The sequence below is a fragment of the Streptomyces sp. NPDC049879 genome, from assembly GCF_044461265.1.
Lineage (GTDB): Bacteria > Actinomycetota > Actinomycetes > Streptomycetales > Streptomycetaceae > Streptomyces.
This window is the reverse complement of the sequence record NZ_JBITKT010000003.1, coordinates 169,631-194,551: the sequence shown is the minus strand read 5'-3', so window position 1 is coordinate 194,551 and position 24,921 is coordinate 169,631. Positions and strand designations below refer to the sequence as shown.

Below are 24,921 nucleotides of genomic sequence, written 5' to 3'. Positions count from 1 at the left end.
GGCAGCGGATCAGTGCACCGGACCCGCCTGCGGCTGCGGCTGCGCCTCCTCCGCGAGCCGCTCCAGGCCGCTCTGCGTCTTCAGCGGCTTCTCCTTGATGAACAGGACGGCCACCAGTGCCAGGAACGCGACCGGCGCGCCGACGAGGAACGTCTCGGCCGTCGCCACGCCGTACGCGTTCTCGATCACCTCGCGCACCGCGTCGGGCAGCGTGCTCATATCGGGGATGGCGTGGCTGGAGCCGCCGCCGTCCGCCGAGGTGCCGAGGCCCTTCTCGGTCTCGCTGGCCACCCGGTTGGCGAGCACCGCGCCCAGGGCGCTGGTGCCGATCGCGCCGCCGAGGCTGCGGAAGAAGGACACCACGGAGGTGGCGGCGCCGAGGTCGGCGGCGGCCACGTCGTTCTGGGCGGCGAGCACGAGGTTCTGCATCAGCATGCCGACGCCCGCGCCCATGACCGCCATGAAGACGGCCAGCTGCCAGAACGGCGTGTCGGCGCCGATGGTGGCGAGCAGCGCCAGGCCGACCGTCATCAGCACACCGCCGATGACCAGATAACGCTTCCACTGGCCCGTCTTGCTGATGATCTGGCCGACGACGGTGGACGACACCATCAGACCGAGGATCATCGGCAGGCTCATGAGGCCGGCGACTGTCGGGGTGTTGCCCAGCGAGATCTGGAAGTACTGCGACAGGAAGACCGTCCCGCCGAACATCGCCACGCCGACGAGGGCGCTGGCGACCACGCTCAGCGTCACCGTGCGGTTGCGGAAGAGGGAGAGCGGGACGACCGGCTCGTCCACCTTCGACTCGACGAGCACGGCGGCGGCGAGCAGGAGCACGGCCAGCGAGACGAGGGCGGCGGTCTGCCACGAGCCCCAGTCGAACTCGTTGCCCGCGAAGGAGATCCACAGGAGGAGGGCGCTGACGCCCGCGACTATGAGGAGGGCGCCCGCGTAGTCGACCTTGATCTCGCGGCGCTGCACCGGCAGCCGCAGCGTGCGCTGGAGCAGGAAGATGGCCAGCAGGGCGAACGGCACGCCGATGAAGAAGCACCAGCGCCAGCCGAGCCAGGAGGTGTCCACGAGGACGCCGCCGATCAGCGGGCCCGCCACCGTGCCGACGGCGAAGACGGCGCCGAAGATGCCGGAGTAGCGGCCCAGTTCGCGCGGCGGGATGATCGCGGCCATCACGACCTGCGCCAGCGCGGTCAGGCCGCCGGCGCCGATGCCCTGCACGACGCGGCTGAGGATCAGCAGCCCGACGCCGTGGGAGAAGCCCGCGACGAGCGAGCCGACGACGAACATGGACAGCGACAGCTGGATGAGCAGCTTCTTGTCGTACAGGTCGGAGAGCTTGCCCCACAACGGGACGGTGACGGTCATCGCGAGCAGCTCGGACGTCACCACCCAGGTGTACGACGAGGGCGAGCCGTTGAGGTCGGAGACGATGCGGGGCAGGGCGTTGGCGACGACCGTCGAGGCGAGGATGGCCACGAACATGCCGGCCATCAGCCCGGACATGGCCTCCAGCACCTGCCGGTGCGTCATCGTGGGAGCCGCCTGTTCGGCAGGCGGCGCTGTGGCGGTCATGAAGGTGCGGTCCTCAGTTCTCGGTGCTCGGTGTTCTCGGTTGTGCTCAGCGGGCGAGCCCGGCGGCGATCAGGTCGAACGCGCGGCGGAAGACGTCCTGGAAGGATGCGGACCGGTCGGCGGCCCACGTCTCGACGGCCGCGCGGACGGCCGCCATGGCGACATGGGTGACCAGCCTCGGGTAGAGGTCCGAGGCGTCGCACCCCTCACGGGCGGCGACGGTCTCGATCAGCACCGTCTCGTCGGCGCCCCTGGCCGCCAGGAACTTGGGGAGGAGCGAGGGGTTGCGGTCCAGCACGGACACCTGGAGCTGCCACCGGTCGTGGTCCTCCTCGATGTGCGCGAGCTGCCGCCCGATGGCCTCGCGCAGCACCTCAAGCGTGCTCAGCCCGGCGGGCGCCTCACGGACCGCCTTCAGGGTCCGCTCGTGCGTGTCCGGATCGGGCCTGACGAACGCGTCCTCCAGGGTGGGGAAGTAGTTGAAGAACGTGCGGACGGAGACACCCACCGCGGCCGTGACGGCCTCGACGGTGACCTGCTCCATGCCGTGGTCGGCGGCCATCCGCAGCGCGGCATCGGCAAGCGCCTCACGCGTCGCAAGCTTCTTGCGCTCCCGCAGTCCGAGCGGCATCTCCCCAGGGCACATGGCGTTGGATGCTATGCATTTTTTCCTGCGACTGCAAAATATTTATGTGTGCCCACCCCACCCACGGGTAGGCTCCCCGGTTTCCCCTCTGTTCCGGGACACCTTTGCCCGAGCAGGGACTTGCTGTGATGGATGGTGCACGCCCGGTTGCCACTTGCTGGCGACCAGGTGTCCGTACTGTGATCTTGTGGTGAACGCGTGACGGCCTCAAGAATGTGACGTCTCGTTCGCTTGGGGTGTGGGGGAAGCGTGTACCGCGTGCGCTCACTGGTGCTGTCGGTGGTGCTGTTGTTCGCAGGCCTGACGGCCATGGAACCCGCGGCGACCGCCGACGACTCGCCCCCCGGCGGAACGTCGGCCGGTGGACCGCCTCCCGACCAGGCCTGGGGGAGCGCCGACGGGCTCCCGCACAGCGCATCGGCCGACGAGGCCCCGGGCCGCGCCCCCGGCCAACTGCCTCTCGACGAGGGGAAAACGGCTCCCACCGGGCTGGGGGACACGCGGGCCGAGGTGGAACCCGTCGACCCCGAGGCGCCGGAATTGCTGTCCGCCGAGGCCTGATCGCGGAATGTGGGGATCGGCACTGGAAATGTGGGAGAGGCGCATGACATCTGAGCGGCGGTTTCGGTCTATCGGCGAGGGAGGCCACCTCGATAGTGTCTTGGGGCAACGGATTCTTGAAATGATGCCCCCTTCGCCGAATGCGGGTGAGGCGGTGGATTGGAGGCAGGTTGCCGAGACTTGGGGTGTGGAGTTTCCGGACGATTATCGACGATTCGTCGAAGTGTACGGCTTGGGCTCCGTCGAGCAGTTCCTGACCGTACTCGTCCCGGAACCGGGGCGGCTCCCGGAAGGGTTCGACATGCTTTCGGAATCGGAGAACGCCCGGCTCACATGGTCCGACCACGCACGTCGGCGCGGTGGGGATCAGGTGCGAGGGCGGCTGATCGCTTGGGGGGCCGACGCCGGCGCCGACGTGCTCTGCTGGGACGCGTCGGAGCGAGACCCCAATACTTGGCCGGTGGTAGTATTTCGACGCCAAGGATATCCGCATTGGACTCGGTATGAATGCGGCATGGTGGATTTCTTGGAAAGCATATTCTTGGGTGAGCTGGAAGAGAATCCTCTCAGCGGTGATGATCTTTGGGGCAAGCGCAGCCTGAAATTTCTCCATCAGCGTGATGAGGAGATGCTGCTGGCACAGGGGATCGATCCGTGGACCGGTGAGCCTGATCCATATGCGGGGATGTTCGGTGAGGGGACCTGAAAGGATTTGGTGGCAGGTTACGTGATGGAGTGATTTCCGGGGAGTGACAGGGTGTGGACGGGGCTGAGGGGGAGTGGGGTCCTGGTGCGACTGCTTCTTGAGGTGATGCCGCCATCGCCTGGTGCGGGTGATGTGGTCGATTGGAGTGCTGTCACGGCGGCGTGGGGGCATGGATTTCCCGAAGACTACCGGGAGTTCGTGCGCTGTTATGGCGAGGGGGCCGTGGAAGGTTTCCTCGCCTTGCTCATTCCGGATACTCGCTTCGCTCTTGACAGTGAAGGTATGTATCAAGAGACAGCCAACGCTCGTCAGACCTGGCTGGAAGATGCGCAGTTCCATCACTCGGAGGTCATCGATGGTGTGGACGGAGAAAATCTTGTCGCCTGGGGGGTTGACGCTGGGGCGGACATTCTTTGCTGGGACGCTTCGGGTGCCGACCCGAATGCATGGCCGGTAGTGGTTTTCCGGCGCCAGGGGTATCCACACTGGCAGCGTTATGAGCTTGGAATGACTGAATTCTTGCTGAGTACCTTTGCCGGGCGTCTTGAGGAGAATCCGCTCAGCGGGACCGACGTGTGGAACATGCGGTCCGTCGAATTTCTTCATCGGCGGGATGAGACGGCCCTGCGGGCTCAGGGGATCGATCCATGGACGGGCGCACCAGATCCCTTTGCGGGCATGTTCGGTGAGGGGGCGTGAGAAAGGACCGGGCCGGTCGCAAGCTTCTGTGAAGTCGGGACTGGCGGGGCGGACCGGGACGGTGGAAGCGCTCTTGACGCATACGAGACGACGAGTGCTACGAGCATGCCATGGATTTCTCCGAGTGGCTGTTCCGCTATCTCGCGGGGGAAGACGTTGTAGGTCCGAACAGCGCGGCTTTCTATCCTGGGCCTATTAAATTCGAGAGCCTGCCGATGTTCCGCGATGACCGTGGCACGACGTGGTACGGGCCTGATCGCGGAATGTGATGATCGAGCACTTGGAGTATGGGAGGGGCACATGACACTTGAGCGGCGGTTCTCATTCCTTGGGGATCGGAACTCTCTCCGCTCCTTGTCCGACGGCTGCTGGGCGCCGATCGAGGAGTGGCTCGGTGAGTCACTTCCCGGCGAATACAAGGATTTGGTGGCAGGTTACGGTGACGGCGTGATCGCCGGGCATCTCTACATTCCTCATCCCAGTGGGTCCAGAGGGCTTCTGCATTTTATGCAGGAAGAACGAAAAGCCTTCCAGGAGTCCTACGAGCCTTTGAAACGTTGGATCAATCCGCGTGCCTTGGAAGTCTGGGAGACGGTTGTGCCGTGGGCCTATCACGACTGGAACGGAGATACATGTTTCCTCTTGCCGCCGGCGCCGGAGAGAGGTGAAGAGGTCTGGAACGTTGGTATTGCCTTCCGTCAGTGCCCAGATCTCGAAATATTTGACGGAGGGGTCGAAAATTTTTTGGAGATGGTGATCAAAAAGGGAGAATACCCGAGAGGGTGGCCCCGGGGGCGACCGGTTTGGATGCCCGTCGATGATCCTCGTCTCACAGAACCTCCGGAGGGGGAGAGGCGGTAATGGAAGGAAACGACCGTATGGATCGGCTTCTTGAGATGATGCCCCCGTCGCCGAACGCGGGTGAGGAGGTGGATTGGGGGCAGGTATGCGAAACGTGGGGTCACGGATTCCCTTCCGATTATCGCGCTTTTGTTCAGCATTACGGGCGGGGTGGAATCGAGGATTTCCTTGAGGTCCTTGTCCCCGGCAGCAGGGATGTCGGTAGCCTCAGTGGCATGTACCGGGAATCCGAGAATGCTCGACAAGCATGGCTGGATGACGCCCCGCACGGCGTTCCTGATGGCGTGCGTGGCGATTCGCTCATTGCGTGGGGAGTGAACGTCGAGTCGGACCTGTTGTGCTGGGAGGTTACAGAAGCAGGTAGCCCGGACCTCTGGCCGATTGTCATTTTCCGGCGACATGGCTACCCGCATTGGCGAAAATTTGAATGCGGGATGGTTTCCCTTCTCCTGGAGATTTTCACTGCGGAACTGGGTGAAAATCCGCTCAGTGGTACGGTGCTGTGGGGCAAGGATCTCGTCAGGTTTCTTCATCAACGGGACGAAGAAGCGCTGCGCACACAGGGGATCGATCCGTGGACCGGTGAGCCTGATCCCTTTGCCGGGATGTTCGGCGAGGGGACGTGAGGGAGCACCGAGCGGTCGTGGAGGTTGGTGGCCGGTTGATGTGCGAAGCCCCGTGGGGCGGTGTGTGAGATCGGAAAGGGCCGTCGGCGGTGGGCCGCGGCGGTCGGAGGGGCCCGCCGGGGTCCGACTCGTCTGCGCGATGTGAAGGCGATTGCCCTGATGTGTGGATTTTCGTGCGGACGGCGCAGGGAGATGTAACCCGTTGTTGGGGAGAGCGACACCTGTCGGCTCTCCTGTGGAGGCCCTGCCGGGAGGAAGATCTCCGTTCGTTGGCATGGGCGCTGTCAGCGGACCGTGACGCAAAGTGATGAGTTGCCGAGCAGTCGTCTGCCGTCGTCCCTCAGGGTGACCAAGGGGTGGGGATGGTGGCACGCGCGCGTTCACGACCGGTGCGCTGGCGGGTCTGCTTGTCGTTGCTGGCGGTGGCACTGGTGCTTCCGCTGACGCCACAGACGGCGGCCGCGACAGGGAACGGTGGTCCGCTGGAGAGTTCCGCAGACGGACCCGGACCGACCGAGGCCGTTGTGGAAGCGGCGCGTTCCGGCGAGGCTGTGGAGATCGCGAGCCTGACGACCGAGACGAGCCAGACGTTCGCGGAGCCGGACGGTTCGCTGACCACCGTGGAGAACGTCCGGCCTGTGCGGGTACGGAACGAGGACGGGCGATGGGTGGACGCGGACGCGACTCTGCGTTCGCTGCCGGACGGGGGAATCGCACCGGTCGCGTCGGCACTCGACGTGGTCGTCTCCGGCGGCGGCGATGAGCCCATGTTCACGCTGGAAGGCCTGGCCGGACGCGAGTTGACCGTTGACTGGCCAGGTGACCTGCCCGAGCCCCAGGTCTCAGGCGCCGTGGCCACCTATCCCGACGTGCTGCCGGGCGTGGACCTCCAGGTCCGCGCGGAGGTGGACAACGTCGCCCACCTGCTGGTGGTGAAGACTCCGGAGGCGGCGGCCGATCCGGCGCTGGACGAACTGTCCCTGCCCGTCACCGCCGAAGGGCTCGACTTGCGGGCCGACGGTGGGGGAGGGCTCGAAGCCGTTGACGCGGGCGCCGGAGGCATCGTGTTCTCCGCTGCCCAGCCGATGATGTGGGACTCATCGGGGTCCTCCCCCGCGGGGGCCCGGTCGGCTGCCGCGGACGGCCCCCCGGACGGCGCGCTCCTGGCACCCGTCACGGCCGAGGTCGCCGCCGACGGCGGGGAGGTCGTGCTCACCCCCGATCAGGGACTGCTGGAGGGACCGGAGACCACCTACCCGGTCTACATAGACCCGCAGTGGTGGACCGAGCGGGACACCGAATGGGGGATGGTGTCGAGCTACCACCCGAACTCCTCGTTCTTCAAGTTCTCCGGTGACGAGGGCGTGGGCATGTGCCCCTACGACTACGACTCCTCGTGCAACTACCGCGACGTGAAGCGACTGTTCTACCAGCTGCCCACCTCACGCTTCGTGGGCAAGTCAATCATCGACGCCGAGTTCGTCGTCAGCAACGAGTTCTCCTACAACTGCACTCCGCAGGAAGTGCAATTGTGGCGTACCCGCGACGTGAGCGCGGGTACCACGTGGAACAAGCAGCTCACGAGCGACTACTGGATCGACCGTCTCCAGACGCGGAACGAGGCGCACGGCTGGGGCTCGGGCTGCCCGGCGGGTGACATCGAGTTCTGGGCAGGGCGCGCCGTCGCGGACGCCGCCGCGGCGGGCTGGTCCTCCGTCACCTTCGGGCTGCGCGCCACGAACGAGAGCGAGTACACCGCCTGGAAACGCTTCGACGACACGGCGTTCCTGCGCGTCCACTACAACCGCCCGCCCGGCCAGCCGCGTCTGTCCGGCCTCACGATGTCCCCTGGCGGAGCCTGCGTCACCAGCGGCAACGCCGCATGGGTCAACGGCCTTCCGCGCGTCTACGCCGAGGCGCACGACCCGGACGGGGACGACGTCACCGTCCAGTTCCGAGCCGGTCGCCGCGTCGGCAGCGGCTTCCAGACGGTCTGGACCTCCGCCACGTCGGGCCGCAAGGCGTCCGGCTCCACCTTCACGTACGCTCTGCCGGACAGTCTCCCGGCGAACGAGTTGCTCGGCTGGGGCGTCCGCGTCTTCGACGGCGCGTCCTGGAGTCCTTGGAGCTACGACGGGTCGGCCACGGCCTGCTACTTCCGATACGACCCGACCGCCCCGGCGGGCCCGGCCGTCACCTCGGTGCAGTACCCGCCATCCGACCCGGAGAACCCCCAGGACCCCTGGCTCAACGGCGTCGGCAGGTACGGCAGGTTCACCATCGACTCCAGCTCCGGCGATGTCGTCGCGTACCGGTACGGCATCAACACGAACCCGTCCACCGCCGCCACCGTCGCCACCACTGGCGGGGCCGCCCGCACCATCGACTTCATGCCGACGCGGGTCGGCGTCAACTTCGTCACCGCCCAGGCCGTCGATGCCGCGGGCAACACCAGCTCCATCACGACCTACCGCTTCCGCGTCCGCACCGGCCAGCCGGAACGCGCCGCCTTCACCCTGGACGAACGGGGCGGCGCCGCCACGGTCACCGGTACCGGCGGCCCGTACGAGGCGTCCCTCGTCGGCGGCGCCCGGCCGGGCGGCGAGGGCGTCGCCGGCGCGGGGCTGCACCTCGACGGGGTGGACGACCACGCCCGCACCCCCGGTGGGGTCGTGGACACCACACGCAGCTTCTCCGTCGCCCTGTGGGCCCGGTTGCCCGACGACAAGGAAGCCCGGTCGATGGTCGCGGTCTCCCAGGCGGGCGCCAACCGCTCGGCCTTCGAACTGCACCACTCCACCGCGTACGGCGGCTGGGTGCTGTACCGGCAGACGAACGACGAGATCACCGGCACGCAGGCCCTGCGCGCCGCCCAGCCCGCCTGCCCCACCGGGGACACGGCCTGCGAGGAGGCCCGCCTCGGAGAGTGGACGCACGTGGTGGGCACTGTCAGCGTCGCCACCGGCACCATGACCCTGTACGTGGACGGCCAGGCGGTCGCCTCGGCCGTGTCCACCGACCACTGGGACTCCCGCGCCTCCCTGCTTATCGGCGCGTCGGCCCACCGCGGCGCGGCCACCAACTTCTTCGCCGGCGACATCGACGACGTCCGCCTCTACGACCACGCCCTCAGTGCCGCGGATGTCGCCGCGCTCCACGCGGGCGCGCCCGTCACCTCGGGCCGTCTCACGAAGGCCGCGTGGGCACTCGACGAGCCGTCCAGCGCAGTCGTCGTGACCGGCCGGGGGGAGGACGCCCCGGCCACACTGCACGGCGGCGCCGCCCTGGGCGCGGAAGGCGTCTCCGGTACGGGCCTCGCCTTCGACGGCGTGGACGACCACGCCGTCGTCCCCCGCCCCGTCGTCAACACCTACCTGAGCTTTTCCGTCTCCCTGTGGGCCCTCCTGCCGGACGACAAACCGGACGTGCCCATGGCCGCCGTGACCCAGGAGTCCACGGGCAATGCGGCGTTCGAGATCTACCACTCCACCGCCTTGGGCGGCTGGGTCTTCTCCCGCGCACGCACCGACGACCCGGCGGCCGGGATCATCCGCGCCGCGCAGGGCGCGTGCCCACCGGAAGACGGCACCTGCCCCTCGTCGGGCGTGGGGGAGTGGACACACGTCGTCGCCGTCTACGACCACGTCGCCAGGACGATGACCCTTCACATCAACGGTGAAGCGGTGGACACCGTCCCCTACACCGACAACTGGACACCGAACGGTCCCCTGTACATCGGCGCCGCTCTCCACGGCAGCGCTCTCGCGGGCTTCTACCGGGGCGGGCTCGACGAGATCCGCCTGTACGACCGCGTCGTCTCCGGCGACGAGATCCAGGATCTCTTCCGCCGCAATCCTGTCCTGGAAGGGCGCTGGCGTCTGGACGGTGCCTCGGGCACTCCGCCGGTGACCCCGGAGGCGACGGGGGCCGGGCCGGGTGCCACGCTGGGTGGCGACGCCACGTTCGGCCCCGGCGTGATCGGGGACGGCCAAGCCCTCTCCCTGGACGGCAGCGGCGACTACGCCGCCACCACCGGCGCGCCCTTCGACTCCTCGGACAGCTGGACCGTCAGCGCATGGGTGGCCGCACCCGCCCGGCCCCAGCGGCAGGCGACCGTCCTCTCCCTGGCGGGCACCACCGACAGCGCCCTCGTGCTGCGCTATGTCCCCGACGCGGACGATCCCGAGTACGCCGGGCGCTGGCAGCTGGACGTCGCCACCGCGGACGGCAGCGGCACGACCCATCAGATCGCCGAGCACGACGTCTTCCCCACCTCCGCCGGCTGGAACCACGTCGCGGCGGTCTACGACGCCTTCGCCGACCAGATGCTCCTCTATGTCAACGGCGAACTCCGCCAGGTCGTCTGCGAGGGCGCGGAGGACCCGGAGTGCACGGACATCCTCTCCTGGCGGTCCTCCACCTGGCCGTTCCGCGCCGGCGGTGGGCTGCAGATAGGCCGCAGCCGCGCGGCCGGTGCCTGGGGCGAGTACTGGTCGGGCGCGATCGACGACGTGTGGGCCTTCCGTGGCGTCGTCCCGGAGGACGACATCCGCCGGCTCGCGGCACGTGAGCGCGACGCCGACTCCGACCTCCCCTGAAAGCCGTGGCCGGCGGACATCGTCCACACCGTCGCCGCCCATCCGCACCACGCTCAGCAGTCCCTTCTTCCCTTCCCGCTCAGGAAAGGCGGCCACGGGCAATGAACACCGGCAGGTACCGGAGAGTCGGTCCGCTGCGACGACTGGCCCAGCCGCTGCGGTCCCATGTGACAGGAGTGGTGACCGCGGCGCTGTTCCTGGGGCTGCTGCCCTCCGCGGCGGTGATCGCCGTGGCGGACGACGGCTCGGGCCGCCCGGACCTGCCCGCTTCCGAGACGGTGATCGAGGGCGAGGAGGGCGGAGTCCGGCCGCGGCCCGTGGACCCCGCCGCGGAAGAACCGCTCCCCGAGCCTGCGACCGACTGGCCCGGCGCCGGGACCGCCGACCTCACCACCGGTACGGAGGGCCTGGCCACACGGAACGCGGGACAGCCCCCGGTACGGCTCATCTCCCCGCCGGATGCGGCCCGTTCAGCCGAGGAGGCCGACGCGGCGACCAGCGCCCGGCTCCGGATCCTCGACCGCCGGGCCACGGAACGCGCTGGCGTGGACGGCCTGCTGATCTCCCTCAGCAGCACCTCCGCCCCGTCCGGTGCGCGCACCACCGCGACGACCCAACGGGTGGGTGTGGAGCTGGACTACCGCTCCTTCGCCCAGGCGTACGGCGGCGGCTACGGAGCACGGCTGGGCCTCGTCAGCCTGCCCGCCTGCGCCGCGACCACTCCCGGCGTGCCCGAGTGCCGACAGCAGACACCGCTCGGCTTCCGGAACGACACCGACGCCCGCACGCTGACCACATCCGGGGCCGTCGACCTGTCCAGCGGCCCCGTCGTCCTGGCCGCCGTCGCCGAGGACAGCGGCCCCACCGGCGACTACGCCGCCACCGAGCTGTCGCCCTCGGGCACCTGGGAGGTCAGCCTCAACTCGGGCGACTTCACCTGGTCCTACGACTTCGCGGTACCGGACGTGCCGGGCGGCCTCACGCCCGGTGTGAGCATCGGCTACTCCTCCGGCAGCATTGACGGCCGTACCTCCGCCACCAACAACCAGTCGTCCTGGGTCGGGGACGGCTTCGACCTGTGGCCCGGCTACATCGAACGCTCCTACCACAGCTGCGCCGACGAAGGCCTCAAGCGCGGTGGTGTGGACGTACCCGACCTGTGCTGGGCCTACGACAACGCCACCCTCAGCATGGGCGGTACGGCGGGCGATCTGATCTCCGTCGGCGACAACGCCTGGCGGCTGCGCGACGACGACGGAACCCGCATCGAGCGCTTCGCGGACACCGCGCGCTCCAGCGGCGACGACGACGGCGAGTACTGGAAGGTCACCACTTCCGACGGGACCCAGTACTTCTTCGGCTACAACCGCCTCCCCGGGTGGACCAGCGGGCGGCCGGAGACCGAGTCGGTGTGGAACGTCCCCGTCTACGGCAACAACACCGGCGAGCCCTGCCGCGCCGCCACGTTCGTCAACTCCTGGTGCCAGCAGGCCTGGCGGTGGAACCTCGACTACGTCGTCGACACCCGCGGAAACGTCATCACCTACTTCTACGACCAGGAGGCCAACTCCTACGGCCGCTACCTCGAAGCCTCCGACGACACCCCCTACGTGCGCGGCGGAGTGCTGAAGAGCATCAACTACGGGCTGCGCTCCAACGCCGTCTTCGCCAAGGCCCCTTCGCAGGTCGTCTTCGGCACTGCCGAACGCTGTCTGCCCGCCACCGGCGTCACCTGTGCCCCCGGCGACATCGACGACGTCCCCTCCGCCTGGTACGACACGCCGTGGGACCTGAACTGCCAGGCGGGCACCGACTGCGACGAAGGGCGGCTGTCCCCGACCTTCTGGTCGCGCAACCGCCTGACGAGCATCACCACCCAGAACCTGAACGAGTCCGGCACCTACACACCGATCGACACCTGGCAGATCTCCCACCGCTGGGGGAGGGCGGACATCGACTGGACCCTGCTGCCGACGTCCATCCAGCGCACCGGCCGAGCCACCAGCCCCGCGATCGAACTCCCCGCCGTCGAGTTCGTGTACGAGCAGGGCGCCAACCGGCTCGACGCGCCGGGAGACGGCATCGCCCCGTTCATCAAGCACCGGCTCTCCACCCTCACAGACGAGTTCGGCGGCCAGGTCGACATCAACTACTCGGGGGCGGCCTGCGACCGCACGGCGCTGCCCACCGTGCAGAGCAACACCAGCCGCTGCTTCCCCCAGTACTGGACCCCGCCCGGCGCGGAGGACCCGAAGCAGGAATGGTTCAACAAGTACGTCGTCGCCGAGGTCGTCGCCTCCGACCGGACCGGCGGCGCCCCCGAGATGTACACGCGTTACAGCTATCTGGGCGGCGCGGCCTGGCACTACGACGACGATGACGGCCTCACCGAGCCGGAGCACAAGACGTGGTCGCAGTGGCGCGGCTACGGGCAGGTGCGCGTACAGACCGGCGGCCCCGAGGGCATGACGACGCAGGCCGACCACTACTTCCTGCGCGGCATGGACGGTGACCGCGCCGGACCCGACGGCGGCGAGCGCGAGGTCACCGTCCCCGACGGCCAGGGCGGCACCCTCACCGACCATGAGGCCCACGCGGGGTACCCCTATCGCAGCGTCGCCTTCTCACAGCCGAACGGCGTCGTGCTGGAGAAGACCGTCAGCACCCCCTGGCACCACCAGACGGCGTCCCGTACCCGGAGCTGGGGAACGGTCACCGCCAACTTCACCGGTACCGCGTCCGAGCGTTCGTTCGTCTCCCTGGACGCCGGAGCCGGCCAGCGCTGGCGCGAGAGCCGCGTCGACACCACGTACGACACCGTCGCCGGCCGGGTCACCCGCGTCGCCAATCTCGGCGACACGGCCGAGTCCGGCGACGACCGCTGCGCCACCACCGCCTACGCCGACAACGCGACCGCGAACATTCTCGACCGGCCCGCCCGCACCCGTGAGTGGACAGGGGCCTGCTCGTCCGAGCCGGCCACGCCGGAACGCGTCGTCTCCGACGTCCGCACCTCCTACGACAACGGATCCTTCGGGGCCGCTCCCACGCGTGGCGACCCGACGAGCGTCCAGAGCATCGACGGGCTCAGCGGCGGCACACCGAGCTACCGCACGGCCTCCTCGACGTTCGACTCGTACGGGCGTGTGCTGACCGTCACCGACCATGCCGGGCGGACCACCACCACGGCCTACACACCGGCCACCGGACGGCCGTCCGAGAGCACCGTCACCACACCGCCCGCCGTCGTCGGCAACGCGGACACCGCACAGGTCACCAGGACCCAGTACGACACCGTCCGCGGGGTCGCCCGACGCACCATCGACACGCGGGGCCTGGCCACCCACCTCACGTACGACGCCCTGGGCCGCCTGAGCAAGGTGCGGCTGCCGGGAACCAGCACGGAGGGCACCCCCGACTACGCGTACACATACCGTGTCGAAGAGAACAAGATCACGGCCGTCGGCACGACCACCCTCATGGGCAGCGGAACCCGGACCGACTGGACGCTGTACGACGGGCTGCTGCGCCCACGCCAGACGCAGACCGCCGGCCCGGACGGCGGCAGGCTGCTGACGGACACCCTCTACGACAACCGCGGCCAGACCGACCGTACGTACGCGAGCTACTACACGACGGGCGGTCCCCGGGCCGAACTCTTCAACCCCGCCCAGCCCGGGGACATCGAGAGCCAGACCGCCTTCGCCTACGACGGCCTCGGCCGGGTCGTCACCGAACGCCGGCTCGCCGGGAACGGCGACGGCACCACGAACGAGTGGGCGCGCGCCACCTACACCCATGGCGGCGACCGCGTCAGCGTCGACCCGATCGACGGGGAGACGGCGACCACGACGCTCACCGACGTCCAGGGCCGGACCACCGAACTGTGGCAGTACCACGGCTCCACGCCCACGGGTGAGCACGACGTCACCCGCTTCGAGTACGACGCGCGGGACGAGCTGATCCGCGCCGAGGACCCGGCCGGGAACGAGTGGACATGGGAGTACGACATCCTCGGCAGGCTCCGCACCACCGAGGACCCGGACGCGGGCACCACCACGCGCACGTACAACGCCCGCGACGAGCTGGTCACCACGACGGACGCCCGCGGCGAGACCGTCCACCACTCCTACGACAACCTGGGCCGCCGGACAGCGCTGCGCGAGGGGTCCGCGAGCGGCCGCCTCATGGCGTCCTGGGTCTGGGACACCCTGGCGGAGGGCCAGCTCACCAGCTCCACCCGCCACACGGCCGACGGCTTCGCGTACACCACCCGCATCGAGACGTACGACGACCGCAACCGTCCCCTCGGCACATCGGTGATCGTCCCCTCGGTCCCGGGGGAGGAGGCGCTGAGCGGGACCTACACCACCGGGACCGAGTTCAATCTCGACAACACCCCCAGATCCACGAGCTATCCCGCGGCCGGCGACCTCGCCGGTACGACCGTCACACCGCTCTACGACGGCATCCGTCGCGTCACCGGCCTCACGGGCAGCGGGAACACGTCCTACGTCTCGGACATCCGCTACAGCCTCACGGGCAAACCGCTCCAGCACACCCTCACCGGCGGGGCACTCAAGACCTGGGTCACCAACTCCTACGAGTGGGGAACCCAGCGCCTGCACGACACGCGGGTGGACCGCGAGGACGTCTCCGGCGTCGACAGGTCGGTGACCTACGCGTACGACGACGCGGGCAACCTGCTCTCCCTCGCGGATGACTCGGCCGTGGGCACGGACAACCAGTGTTTCCGCTACGACTACCTGCGTCGTCTGACGGAGGCGTGGGCCGAAGGCGACACCACCTGCTCCGCAGCGCCCAGTGACGCGGCCATGGGCGGAACGGCCCCCTACTGGCACTCCTACACGTACGACCTGGTGGGCAACCGGCGCACCGAGACCCTGCACGAGCAGGAGATCAGCCGCACCTACGCCTATCCCGAGCCCGGGGCCGCCCAGCCCCACACCCTGACGTCCGTCGTCCAGGAGGCGCCGGACGTCACGTCCCTCCAGGAGTACAGCTACGACGAGTCAGGCAACACCCTCACCCGTCAGACCGGCGGCGACACGCAGGAACTGACGTGGGACCCGGAGGGCCACCTCGCCACCGTCGAGGAAGCTGACGGCACGGTCACCGAGTACGGCTACGACGCGGACGGCAACCGGCTCCTGGCCAGTACCCCGAGCGGGACCACCCTCTACCTCGGCCACACCGAGATCACCGTCCCCACAGGCGCGCCGGAGGCCCAGGCCACGCGCTACATCGACCTGTACGGCGGCGGCACCGCCGTGCAGGAGAACGACGGCACGCTCTACCTGACGCTGCCCGACCACCACAACACGGGCGAACTCGCCGTCGACACGGGCACCCACCAACTGGCCCAACGCCGCACCCTCCCCTTCGGCGGTACACGCGGCGACGAACCCGCCTTCTGGCCAGGCACCCGCGGATTCGTCGGCGGAACCACGGACTCGACAGGCCTCACCCACCTCGGCGCACGCGAGTACGACCCCTCCCTCGGCCGCTTCATCTCCGTCGACCCGGTCCTCGACCTCACCGACCCCCAGCAGATCAACGGCTACGCCTACTCCAACAACAACCCGACCACCTTCACAGACCCCACCGGTCTCAAGCCGTCCATGGACGACCTGGCACGCAAGAAGAAGCAAAAGGCAGCCCTGGAGAAGAAGTTCCGCCAGAAAGTCTGGATGCGCTACATTCTGTCGCTGAACGGCGGCGGAGGGTCATCCGGAGACGACTCGCAAGAGGGCCTTGGTCAACTCCTCGGCGGCGGAAGCGATAGCGGGCGCGGGGATGGAAATCGCCAGGGGAATCAGGAACGCGGGAGCGGTTTCAGAGGTTTCAGCGGATTTGCGAAACGAGCTGTCGGAATAGATGAGCAGCACATAGCGGACTGTGCCGATGGTGAATACCTCGCCTGTGGCGCTGCGGCACTGCAGCTCGTGCCGCATCCACTGGCGCAGCTTGGATCTCTCTCTTTTGCAAGAACAAGCCGCAGTTTCTGTCGTGTAATCAACGGCCTCAACAGCTTTGCTGCAGGGGTTGGAGTACTGATGGCTGATGGGAGTAAAAAACCCATCGAAGAGCTGGCTGTCGGTGACACGGTGGTGGCGACGGATCCCCGAACTGGTGAAACGAGTAGCCGCACGGTGACGGCGAAGATCGCCCGAACCGGGAAGAAGAAATTCGTCACCCTTGGAGTAGAAGAACCCGACGGGACGATCCGTACGGTCACCGCGACAGAGGGACACCCTTTCTGGAGAGAAGACACCCGTGAGTGGGTGGACGCAGGCGCATTGTCGGTGGGCGACCGAGTCCTCGCCGACTCCGGGGAGACTGTTGAGATTGCTTCCAGTCTGCACTTCTCCGAGTTCGCTGCCGCTTACAATCTGACGGTCGAGGGTGTTCACACGTATTATGTGATCGCGGGTGATACTTCGATCCTCGTCCACAACACTTGCGGAATTGACATAGCGGGTGTGCTGAATGAGCTTTCTTCAAGGCGCGTGACGACCGGGCGGATCTTTGATTCCTCTGGAAGGCTCCACGGCGAGATACAGGCAGGTGGTGACGGGAGCCTCGTCGAGGCTACCGACGCTTACCTGAGGCGGCATGGAGCGCCGATCAATCCGAGGGCGACGCGTTACCCGGCGTCGCAGCACGTCGAATCGCAATTTGCGATGTGGATGCGTCAGAACGGGGTGCGCGAAGCGACGGTGGTGATGAACAATGACGCAGGCGTATGTGGCGGCATGTATGGGTGTCAACGAGCGGTCAGGGCAATTCTGCCCGCAGGTTCAAGTGTGAGTGTGTGGTATCCTGGCGCGTCGGAGCCAGAAATTATCGCCGGAGAGGCCCTAGCGCCGTGATTCTTAATGCGGTCATCCATGGCCGCTACTGGTACGCGGAAAGTCGGCTGGAGAAGGCTGGGTTGGTTGCAGAGGTCATGGAGAACCTGCAATCGGAGCGCCGGGATCAGTCATGGATCAGTCCGGGGGAGGTGGCGTCCTTCATGTTTGCGCCCGGGCGTCACTCGGAGTCCGTCCGCGACTGGTGGCCTGACAACACCCTTCAGGTCGCAGTCAACGCGACGAGCGGATACGGTGGACTCGTCTGGTTCGCAACTCAGGAGCGTGCGACGAAGGACCCTATTTCGGAACAGATTTGGGTTTCCGATAATGAGAGTCCCCCTGATTTCGATCCGCGCGTCGTGTCCGACCCCGGGATTCCGCGTTTCTTCGACCCCAGGAGCACTCTGCCCCTCGATCGGGTTCGCGCCGCCCTTGAGGAATTCTGCCGTCTGGGAACCGGCGATCGGCCCGAGTGCATCGACTGGGTTCCCGGGGAGATGGATGGACAGCGGCACGCCTGAGTCCGCCGAGGAACTTGGTGAGCATTCGAGGTGTTGCGTGCGAGACGTACGTCTCATGACCCCTTCAGGTCAGGCGCACGGCTTGTGGGGGATGTGAGAGGGATGCGGGGTGGGCGTGGGGGTCGGTGTCGGGTGGATTGACATGTGCGGGGCGGGTCGGGACGGTGAGAGCGCTCTCAGTCGCAGAGGAGGACAACGGTGTTCCGTGTACCGAGACGACTGGCGGCGCTGGTCGCGGCGGTGGCCGCCGCGACCGGGCTGACCGTCCTGGGGCCCGCGCCCGCCGCGCAGGCCGTGCCCGACACGATCCCGCTCACCATCACGAACGACTCGGGCCGCAGCGAGCCCGTGTACCTCTACAACCTCGGCACCCAGCTCAGCAGCGGCCAGCAGGGCTGGGCCGACGCCTCCGGCGCGTTCCACGCCTGGCCCGCCGGGGGCAGTCCGCCCACTCCCGCCCCCGACGCCTCGATCCAGGGCCCGGCGCCCGGGCAGTCGCTGACGATCCAACTGCCCAAGTTCTCCGGGCGCGTGTACTTCTCCGTCGGGCAGAAGCTGGAGTTCTTCCTGACGACCGGCGGGCTCGTGCAGCCCGCCGTGCAGAACCCGTCCGACCCCAACAGCGACGTGCTGTTCAACTGGTCCGAGTACACGCTCAACGACGCGGGCCTGTGGATCAACAGCACGCAGGTGGACATGTTCTCGTCCCCCTACTCGGTCGGTGTGCGCGGCGGTGACGGCGCGGTGCGGACGACGGGGACGCTCAGGCCCGGCGGCTACGGCGCCGTGTTCGACGGCCTGCGCGCCGCCGGCTGGGGCGGCCTCATCGTGAACGGGCCGGGCGGCACCCCGCTGCGCGCCCTCTCGCCCGGCCACGGCATCGGCGTCGGCGGCGTGCCCGCCAACGTGATGGACGACTACATCAACCGCGTGTGGAGTCACTACAGTTCCAACACGCTGACGGTCACGCCGTTCGCCCACGAGCCGAACACCCAGTACTTCGGGCGTGTCTCCGGCAACGTCATAAACTTCACGAACAGTTCGGGCGCCGTCGTCACCAGCTTCCAGAAACCGGACTCCGACAGCGTCTTCGGCTGCCACAAGTTCCTCGACGCGCCGAACGACCTGGTGCGCGGCCCCATCTCCCGGACGCTGTGCGCGGGCTTCAACCGCACCACACTGCTCACCAACGCGCAGCAGCCCGACGCCGACCCCGGCTCCTTCTACCAGGACCCGGTGACCAACCACTACGCCCGCCTCATCCACGGGCAGATGGAGGACGGCAGGGCGTACGCGTTCGCCTTCGACGACGTCACGGCGCAGGAGTCCCTCGTGCACGACGGGAACCCGGCCGAGGCGTTCATGACCTTCCAGCCCTACGACTGACCCCACCGGCGGCCCGCAGGCCATCCGCCTGCGGGCCGCGCGTAGAGTCCCGGCATGGGCAGACACATACCGTTCGACCGGGTGCACAACTTCCGTGACACGGGCGGGTATCCGGCGGCGGACGGCCGGACGGTCCGGTGGGGGCGGTTCTACCGGTCCGACTCGCTGGGGAAGCTGGCGGGCGAGGACTGGGAGCGGTTCCTCGACCTGGGCGTGCGCACGGTGATCGACCTCCGGTACGGCTGGGAGATCGAGGGCGCGGGCCGCGTCCCCGACCACCCGTCCCTGGCCTGGCACCACCTGAGCGTCGAGCACCGGCCCTACGACCAGCCGGGCCTCGGCCCCGACGTCGATCCCGCCCCCTACCTCGTCGCACGGTACGGCGAGGTGGCCCACGACGGCGCGGCCGAACTGCGCCGGGCCCTTGAGGTGATCGCCGACCCCGGCGCGGGGCCCGTGGTGATCCACTGCATGTCGGGCAAGGACCGCACCGGGCTGCTCGCCGCCCTCGTGCTGGCGCTGCTCGGCGTCCCCGACGACGACATCGTCGCGGACTTCGCCCTGACCGGCCTCGCCAGGGACCGCCTGCTCGCCGACTGGCGCGCGGCGCACGGCGGCCGCAGCCCCGGCTGGCCCGGCTACGGGCGGGCGCCCGCCGAGGTGATGCGGCTGTTCCTGGACGGACTGAGGCGGAAGTACGGTTCGGTGGGCGCCTACGCGGAGGCCGTGCTCGGCGTCGGCGACGACCTGGTGACCGCCCTGCGCGAACGGCTCCTCGCCCCCGCCCCGCCCGTCTTCCGGCGCGCCGGTACGGCCGACCTGCCGGCGCTCGTACGGCTGCGTGACGACGCCGCCCGCTGGCAGCTCGCCCACGGCATCGACCAGTGGCTGCCCGGCCAGCTCGGCGAGGACCACTTCAGGCGGCGCCTCGCGGACGGCGAGGTCTGGCTCGCCTCCGCCGCGCCCGGCGGTCCGCCGGTCGGCGCCTGGGAGCTGTGGTGGGACGACCCGGCCGCCTGGGGGCCGCAGCCGCCCGTCGCCGGGTACGTGCACCGCCTCATGACCGACCGCAGCGCCGCGCCGCCCGGCACCGGACGGCAGCTGCTCGCCGAGGCCGAGCGGCGGATCGCGGAGGCGGGCCGCGAACTGTGCCGCCTCGACTGCCTCGCCGGCAACGAGCGGCTGCGCGCGTACTACCTCGCCGCCGGATACCGGGTCGTGGGCGAGCAGGCCGCGAAGGACGGCGGCCTCGGCGGCAGCCCGTACGCGGTCACGCTGATGGAGAAGCGCCTCCTCCCCGCCTGACGGAGAACGCCGCCGAATTCACGCGGGCGCAAGGTGTGTACCGAGGAATTAACGGCGCGTTCTCCGGAAGAGCGCGGACCGTTCCCACCTGCGCCGCGCCGCCGGGCCTGATGACGGCACATGAAGCCGCGTTACGGGCGCGCTTCCGGCCGTGGCCGGGGGCGTGCGGCGGCCGTTGACCGTTCGTCCGCGTGTTCGCTACGTTCGGCGTATGCGGGCCACGCCATTCCCTTTCCCGCGCCGCACGGAAACCGCCGTGCCGTGCGCCGTCGCGCTCTGTCGCTGACCCACGCATTTCCCCACCGGTAATCACCGCGCCGGGCCGAACAGGTACGCGCGCGGCCCTTTTCCCTCCCGCGCCTTTCGCCGCGCCATTCCGGCATGCCGTGCCGCCCCTTTTTCCCGGACTTCCCGTCCCCGTTCCCGACGTCCCAGGAATTCCCATGCCCCGGTACAGACGCCTCCTCGGCGCCGCATTCCTCCTGCCCCTGCTGCTCACCGCCTGCGCCGACCAGGACAGCCCCACGGACAACGCCGAACTCGCCGCCGCCGAGATCCCGGAGGCCGTCGACCCCGACACCACCCTGACCATCGGCACGCCCGAGATCCAGGTGGCCCTCGAACTGTCCGGACTCATCGACGAGATACCGTTCCGCGTCGAGTGGGCCAACCTCAGCGGCGGGCCGCAGTGCTCCGAGGCGTTCCGCGCCGACGCGCTCGACATCTGCTCGGCCGCCGAGATCCCGTCGATCCACGCGCACTGGACGGGCCTGGAGACCCGCCTCGTCGCCGCCGCGTTCCGCCAGGAGCCCACGGCGCACCCGATCTACCAGCTCGGCATCGCGCCGGGCGCGGACGTCGCGACGCTGGAGGACCTGCGCGGCAAGCGCATCGCCTTCAGCCCCGGACAGGCCCAGGGCGCGCTGATCCTCCGCGTCCTCGACGCCGCCGGGCTCACCAGGGACGACGTCGAGCTGGTCGAACTGCCCAGCACCGGCGACGTCTACCCCACCGCCCTCGGCAGCGGCCAGGTGGACGTCGCCCCCATCGGCGGCGTCCACATCCGCCGCTACGTCGAGCAGTACGGCGCGGAGGGCGGCACGATCATCGAGCACGGCCTGCGCGACGACCCGTCGCACCTGTGGGTGCCGGTGTCCGCCGTGTCCGACCCGCAGAAGGCCGCCGCCGTACGGGAGTTCGTCGAGCTGTGGGCGCGCGCCCTCGTCTGGGTGGAGGAGCACCCCGAGGAGTGGATCGCCGGGTACTACGTCGAGGACCAGGGCCTGACCGAGGAGGACGGCGCCTACCTCGTCGAGCAGAGCGGCACCCCCGACATCCCCGCCGACTGGTCGGGCGCCATCGAACGCCAGCAGCAGACCATCGACCTGCTCGCCGCCGAACTCGGCAACGAGTCCTTCGACGCGGAGACCCTCTTCGACCGCCGCTTCGAGTCCGTCGCCGCCGACGCGGCACAGGCGGCCCTGGCAGACGGCGAAGGCGGTGACACGCCGTGACGACCACCGACGCCCCGCGCGCCGCCGCCCCCACGCCCGCTGAGGCCCCCGCGCCGCCGCCACCCCTGCGCCGCGCGCGCCGCCTCGGCCCCGGACGGCCCATCCCGTTCGGCTGGGCCATCGGCCCCGTCCTCCTCCTCGCCGTCTGGTCGATCGGCTCCGCCACGGGCTGGATCGACCCGCGCAACCTCTCCGCGCCCTGGGACGTGGTGCGCACCGCCGCCGACCTGATCGAGGAGGGCCGCCTCCAGGAGCACCTGTGGGCCTCCGCCAGGCGTGCCCTCGCCGGACTCGCCATCGGCATCGCCGCCGGACTCGTTCTCGCGGTCGTCTCCGGCCTCAGCCGCCTCGGCGAGGGCGTCATCGACGGGCCCGTGCAGATCAAGCGGTCCATCCCGTCGCTCGCGCTGATCCCGCTGCTGATCCTCTGGTTCGGCATCGGCGAGTCGATGAAAATCATCACGATCACGCTGGGCGTCCTCGTGCCCGTCTACATCCACACGCACAACGGCCTGCGCACCATCGACACCCGCTACGTCGAGCTGGCCGAGACGGTCCGCCTTGGCCGCGCCGCGTTCCTGCGGCACGTCGTCCTGCCCGGCGCGCTGCCCGGCTTCCTGCTCGGGCTGCGCTTCGCCGTCACCACCGCGTGGCTGTCCCTCGTCGTCGTCGAGCAGGTCAACGCGACCAGCGGCATCGGCTACATGATGGAACTGGCGCGCACCTACGGACAGACGGACGTCATCGTCGTCGGCCTGGTCGTCTACGGGCTGCTCGGCCTCGTCTCGGACGGACTCGTCCGGCTCGTGCAGAGGAGGGCCCTCACATGGCGCCGCACCCTGGCGGACTGACCGGCACCCGGCGCGGACCCGCCGTCCGGGCCGAGGCGCTCACGCGCACGTACGGCGGGCGGCGCGTGCTCGACGGGCTCGACCTGACGCTGGCGCCCGGCGAGTTCGCCGCCCTCGTCGGCCGCAGCGGCTCCGGCAAGAGCACGCTGCTGCGCGCCCTCGCCGGCATCGACCACGGCACCGGCGCCGCCGGGACACTGTCCGCGCCCGAGGACATCTCCGTCGTCTTCCAGGACGCGCGCCTCCTGCCGTGGAAACGCGTGCTCGACAACGTGACGCTCGGCCTGACCGCCCCCGACGCCGCCGCGCGCGGCAGGACGGCGCTCGCCGAGGTGGGCCTCGCCGGACGCGAACGCGCCTGGCCCACCGAGCTGTCCGGCGGCGAACAGCAGCGCGTCGCCCTGGCCAGGTCCCTCGTCCGCGATCCGCAACTCCTGCTGGCCGACGAGCCGTTCGGCGCCCTCGACGCGCTCACCCGCATCCGGATGCACGCCCTGCTGCGCCGCCTGTGGGACCTGCACCAGCCCGCCGTCCTCCTCGTCACACACGACGTGGACGAGGCGATCGCGCTCGCCGACCGCGTGCTCGTGCTGGAGGAGGGCCGCATCGCCGCCGACCTGCCCGTCGAACTGCCCGCCCCGCGCTCGCCCGGCAGCCCCGCGTACGCCGAACTGCGCGCCCGGCTGCTGACGTTGCTCGGCGTCACCGACGAACAGTCCGCCACCGCCGTCCCGGGAGACCCCGCATGACCACCCCCGCCCGCCAACTGCACCTGAACCTCTTCATCTACCCGGGCGGCCACCACGAGGCGGCCTGGCGCTACCGCGGTTCGGACCCGGCCCGGCTCCTCGACATCGGCTACTACCAGGACCTCGCCCGCCGCGCCGAGGCCGCCACGTTCGACGGCGTCTTCCTCGCCGACGGCCCCTCCCTGCCCGACAACGTCCGCTACGCCAGCCGCTTCCGCCTCGAACCCTTCACCTGGCTGTCCGCGCTCGCCGCCGCGACCTCCCGCATCGGCCTGATCGCCACCGCCTCCACCACGTACCTGGAGCCGTACAACCTCGCCCGGCTCTTCGCGTCGCTCGACCACCTCAGCAAGGGCCGCGCCGGGTGGAACATCGTCACCACCGGCGCGCCCCAGGCCGCCCGCAACTTCGGCCTGGAGGAGCACCCGCCGCACGCCGAACGGTACGCGCGCGCCCACGAGTTCCTCGACGTCGTGACGCGCCTGTGGGACAGCTGGGAGGACGAGGCGCTGGTCGCCGACCAGGCCTCCGGCGTCTTCGCCGACACCGACCGCATCCACCCCATCGACCACGAAGGGCCCTACCTGCGCGTACGCGGACCGCTCAACACGCCGCGCACGCCGCAGGGCAGGCCGGTGTACGTGCAGGCCGGGTCGTCGGACGACGGGCGCGCGTTCGCCGCGCGGCACGCCGAGGCCGTGTTCACCGCGCACCAGACGCTCGCGTCGGCGCAGGAGTTCTACGCCGACCTCAAACGCCGCGCCGCCGCCCTCGGCCGCGACCCGGACGGCCTGCTGATCCTGCCCGGCATCAGCCCGTTCATCGGCTCCACGGAGGCCGAGGCGCGTGCGCTGCACGACGAGTTCAACGAGCTGACGCAGCCCGCCTACTCGCTCGACCTGCTGGAGCGGATGCTCGGCCTGCGGCTGACCGCCGACCGGCTCGACGAACGCCTGCCGCGCGAGCTGATCGACACCGGCGGGGAACGCGGCGCCGGCAGCCGCTTCCAGGTGATCCTCGACATCATCGACCGCGAACGGCCCACCGTCCGGCAGCTGTTGCACCGCCTGGCGGGCGCGCGCGGCCACCAGGTGGTGTGGGGCACGCCGGAGCAGATCGCCGACCGCGTGCAGGAGTGGTTCGAGAACGGGGCGGCCGACGGCTTCAACATCATGCCGCCCTGGCTGACCGGCGGCTTCGACGTGTTCGCCGACGAGGTCGTGCCGATCCTGCGGCGGCGCGGCCTGTTCCGCACCGCGTACACGGGGACCACCCTGCGCGAGCACTACGGACTGCCGCGCCCGCGCAGCTCGTTCAGCACCCCGTCGCCCCAGCGGCCCGAGCCCGCCGCCACCGCGCGCTAGGACGCGCGGAGCGCCGCCCGCCGTCCCCGTCACCCTGCTGACGGGGACGGCGGGCGGCGCCGTCGTCGG

17 protein-coding genes are annotated in these 24,921 nt (G+C 69.4%); 15 read left to right on the top strand and 2 right to left on the bottom strand.

What is annotated here, in order from left to right; translation table 11 throughout:
- Window positions 1-9: 9 nt before the first annotated feature.
- Together ACIBPC_RS11895 and ACIBPC_RS11890 are read right to left on the bottom strand one after the other, a co-directional pair.
- Window positions 10-1,590 carry an MDR family MFS transporter gene (locus tag ACIBPC_RS11895; RefSeq protein WP_398843351.1) on the bottom strand — a complete coding sequence of 527 codons (1,581 nt, stop codon included), beginning with the start codon at window positions 1,588-1,590 and terminating at the stop codon, window positions 10-12.
- 46 nt (window positions 1,591-1,636) lie between these two features.
- Complete coding sequence (locus ACIBPC_RS11890) at window positions 1,637-2,236, bottom strand: TetR family transcriptional regulator (RefSeq protein ID WP_398843349.1); 600 nt, start codon at window positions 2,234-2,236, stop codon at window positions 1,637-1,639.
- A gap of 258 nt (window positions 2,237-2,494) precedes the next feature.
- On the opposite strand from ACIBPC_RS11890, the gene ACIBPC_RS11885 reads away from it, so the two are divergent.
- From ACIBPC_RS11885 to ACIBPC_RS11815, 15 genes are all read left to right on the top strand, one after another.
- Entirely contained in the window at window positions 2,495-2,797 is a 303-nt protein-coding gene (locus tag ACIBPC_RS11885; protein WP_398843347.1) for a hypothetical protein, read from the top strand.
- A 7-nt stretch (window positions 2,798-2,804) separates the two neighbouring features.
- The gene (locus ACIBPC_RS11880) at window positions 2,805-3,503 is read left to right on the top strand and encodes an SMI1/KNR4 family protein (RefSeq protein ID WP_398843344.1); all 699 of its coding nucleotides are present in this window, start codon (window positions 2,805-2,807) and stop codon (window positions 3,501-3,503) included.
- An 84-nt stretch (window positions 3,504-3,587) separates the two neighbouring features.
- Window positions 3,588-4,202, top strand: a complete 615-nt coding sequence (locus ACIBPC_RS11875; protein WP_398843342.1) for an SMI1/KNR4 family protein — start codon at window positions 3,588-3,590, stop codon at window positions 4,200-4,202.
- Window positions 4,203-4,312: 110 nt separating this feature from the next.
- Window positions 4,313-4,471, top strand: coding sequence for a hypothetical protein (locus tag ACIBPC_RS11870; protein WP_398843339.1), 159 nt, complete (start codon window positions 4,313-4,315; stop codon window positions 4,469-4,471).
- Between the two features lie 31 nt (window positions 4,472-4,502).
- A complete protein-coding gene (locus ACIBPC_RS11865) occupies window positions 4,503-5,063 on the top strand; it encodes a hypothetical protein (protein ID WP_398843336.1) in 561 nt (186 codons plus the stop codon).
- The gene (locus ACIBPC_RS11860; RefSeq protein ID WP_398843334.1) at window positions 5,063-5,689 is read left to right on the top strand and encodes a hypothetical protein; all 627 of its coding nucleotides are present in this window, start codon (window positions 5,063-5,065) and stop codon (window positions 5,687-5,689) included. Before ACIBPC_RS11865 ends, ACIBPC_RS11860 begins: the two co-directional genes overlap by 1 nt.
- Window positions 5,690-6,240: 551 nt before the next feature.
- Window positions 6,241-10,287, top strand: coding sequence for a LamG domain-containing protein (locus tag ACIBPC_RS11855; RefSeq protein ID WP_398843331.1), 4,047 nt, complete (start codon window positions 6,241-6,243; stop codon window positions 10,285-10,287).
- Between the two features lie 101 nt (window positions 10,288-10,388).
- Window positions 10,389-17,180, top strand: coding sequence for a DddA-like double-stranded DNA deaminase toxin (locus tag ACIBPC_RS11850; protein WP_398843329.1), 6,792 nt, complete (start codon window positions 10,389-10,391; stop codon window positions 17,178-17,180).
- Window positions 17,177-17,683: an Imm1 family immunity protein gene (locus ACIBPC_RS11845; RefSeq protein WP_398843326.1), complete on the top strand. Its 507-nt coding sequence runs from the start codon at window positions 17,177-17,179 to the stop codon at window positions 17,681-17,683. Before ACIBPC_RS11850 ends, ACIBPC_RS11845 begins: the two co-directional genes overlap by 4 nt.
- A 198-nt stretch (window positions 17,684-17,881) precedes the next feature.
- Window positions 17,882-19,069, top strand: a complete 1,188-nt coding sequence (locus tag ACIBPC_RS11840) for a glycoside hydrolase family 64 protein (RefSeq protein WP_398843323.1) — start codon at window positions 17,882-17,884, stop codon at window positions 19,067-19,069.
- Between the two features lie 54 nt (window positions 19,070-19,123).
- The gene (locus ACIBPC_RS11835) at window positions 19,124-20,374 is read left to right on the top strand and encodes a GNAT family N-acetyltransferase (RefSeq protein WP_398843321.1); all 1,251 of its coding nucleotides are present in this window, start codon (window positions 19,124-19,126) and stop codon (window positions 20,372-20,374) included.
- 443 nt (window positions 20,375-20,817) lie between these two features.
- The gene (locus ACIBPC_RS11830) at window positions 20,818-21,888 is read left to right on the top strand and encodes an ABC transporter substrate-binding protein (protein ID WP_398843318.1); all 1,071 of its coding nucleotides are present in this window, start codon (window positions 20,818-20,820) and stop codon (window positions 21,886-21,888) included.
- Window positions 21,885-22,739 carry an ABC transporter permease gene (locus ACIBPC_RS11825; RefSeq protein WP_398843316.1) on the top strand — a complete coding sequence of 285 codons (855 nt, stop codon included), beginning with the start codon at window positions 21,885-21,887 and terminating at the stop codon, window positions 22,737-22,739. Before ACIBPC_RS11830 ends, ACIBPC_RS11825 begins: the two co-directional genes overlap by 4 nt.
- On the top strand, window positions 22,715-23,488 hold the full coding sequence (locus ACIBPC_RS11820) for an ABC transporter ATP-binding protein (protein WP_398843313.1): 774 nt from the start codon (window positions 22,715-22,717) through the stop codon (window positions 23,486-23,488). The genes ACIBPC_RS11825 and ACIBPC_RS11820 overlap by 25 nt, the downstream gene beginning before the upstream one ends.
- Window positions 23,485-24,852, top strand: coding sequence for an LLM class flavin-dependent oxidoreductase (locus ACIBPC_RS11815; RefSeq protein WP_398843310.1), 1,368 nt, complete (start codon window positions 23,485-23,487; stop codon window positions 24,850-24,852). The genes ACIBPC_RS11820 and ACIBPC_RS11815 overlap by 4 nt, the downstream gene beginning before the upstream one ends.
- Window positions 24,853-24,921: the final 69 nt, after the last annotated feature.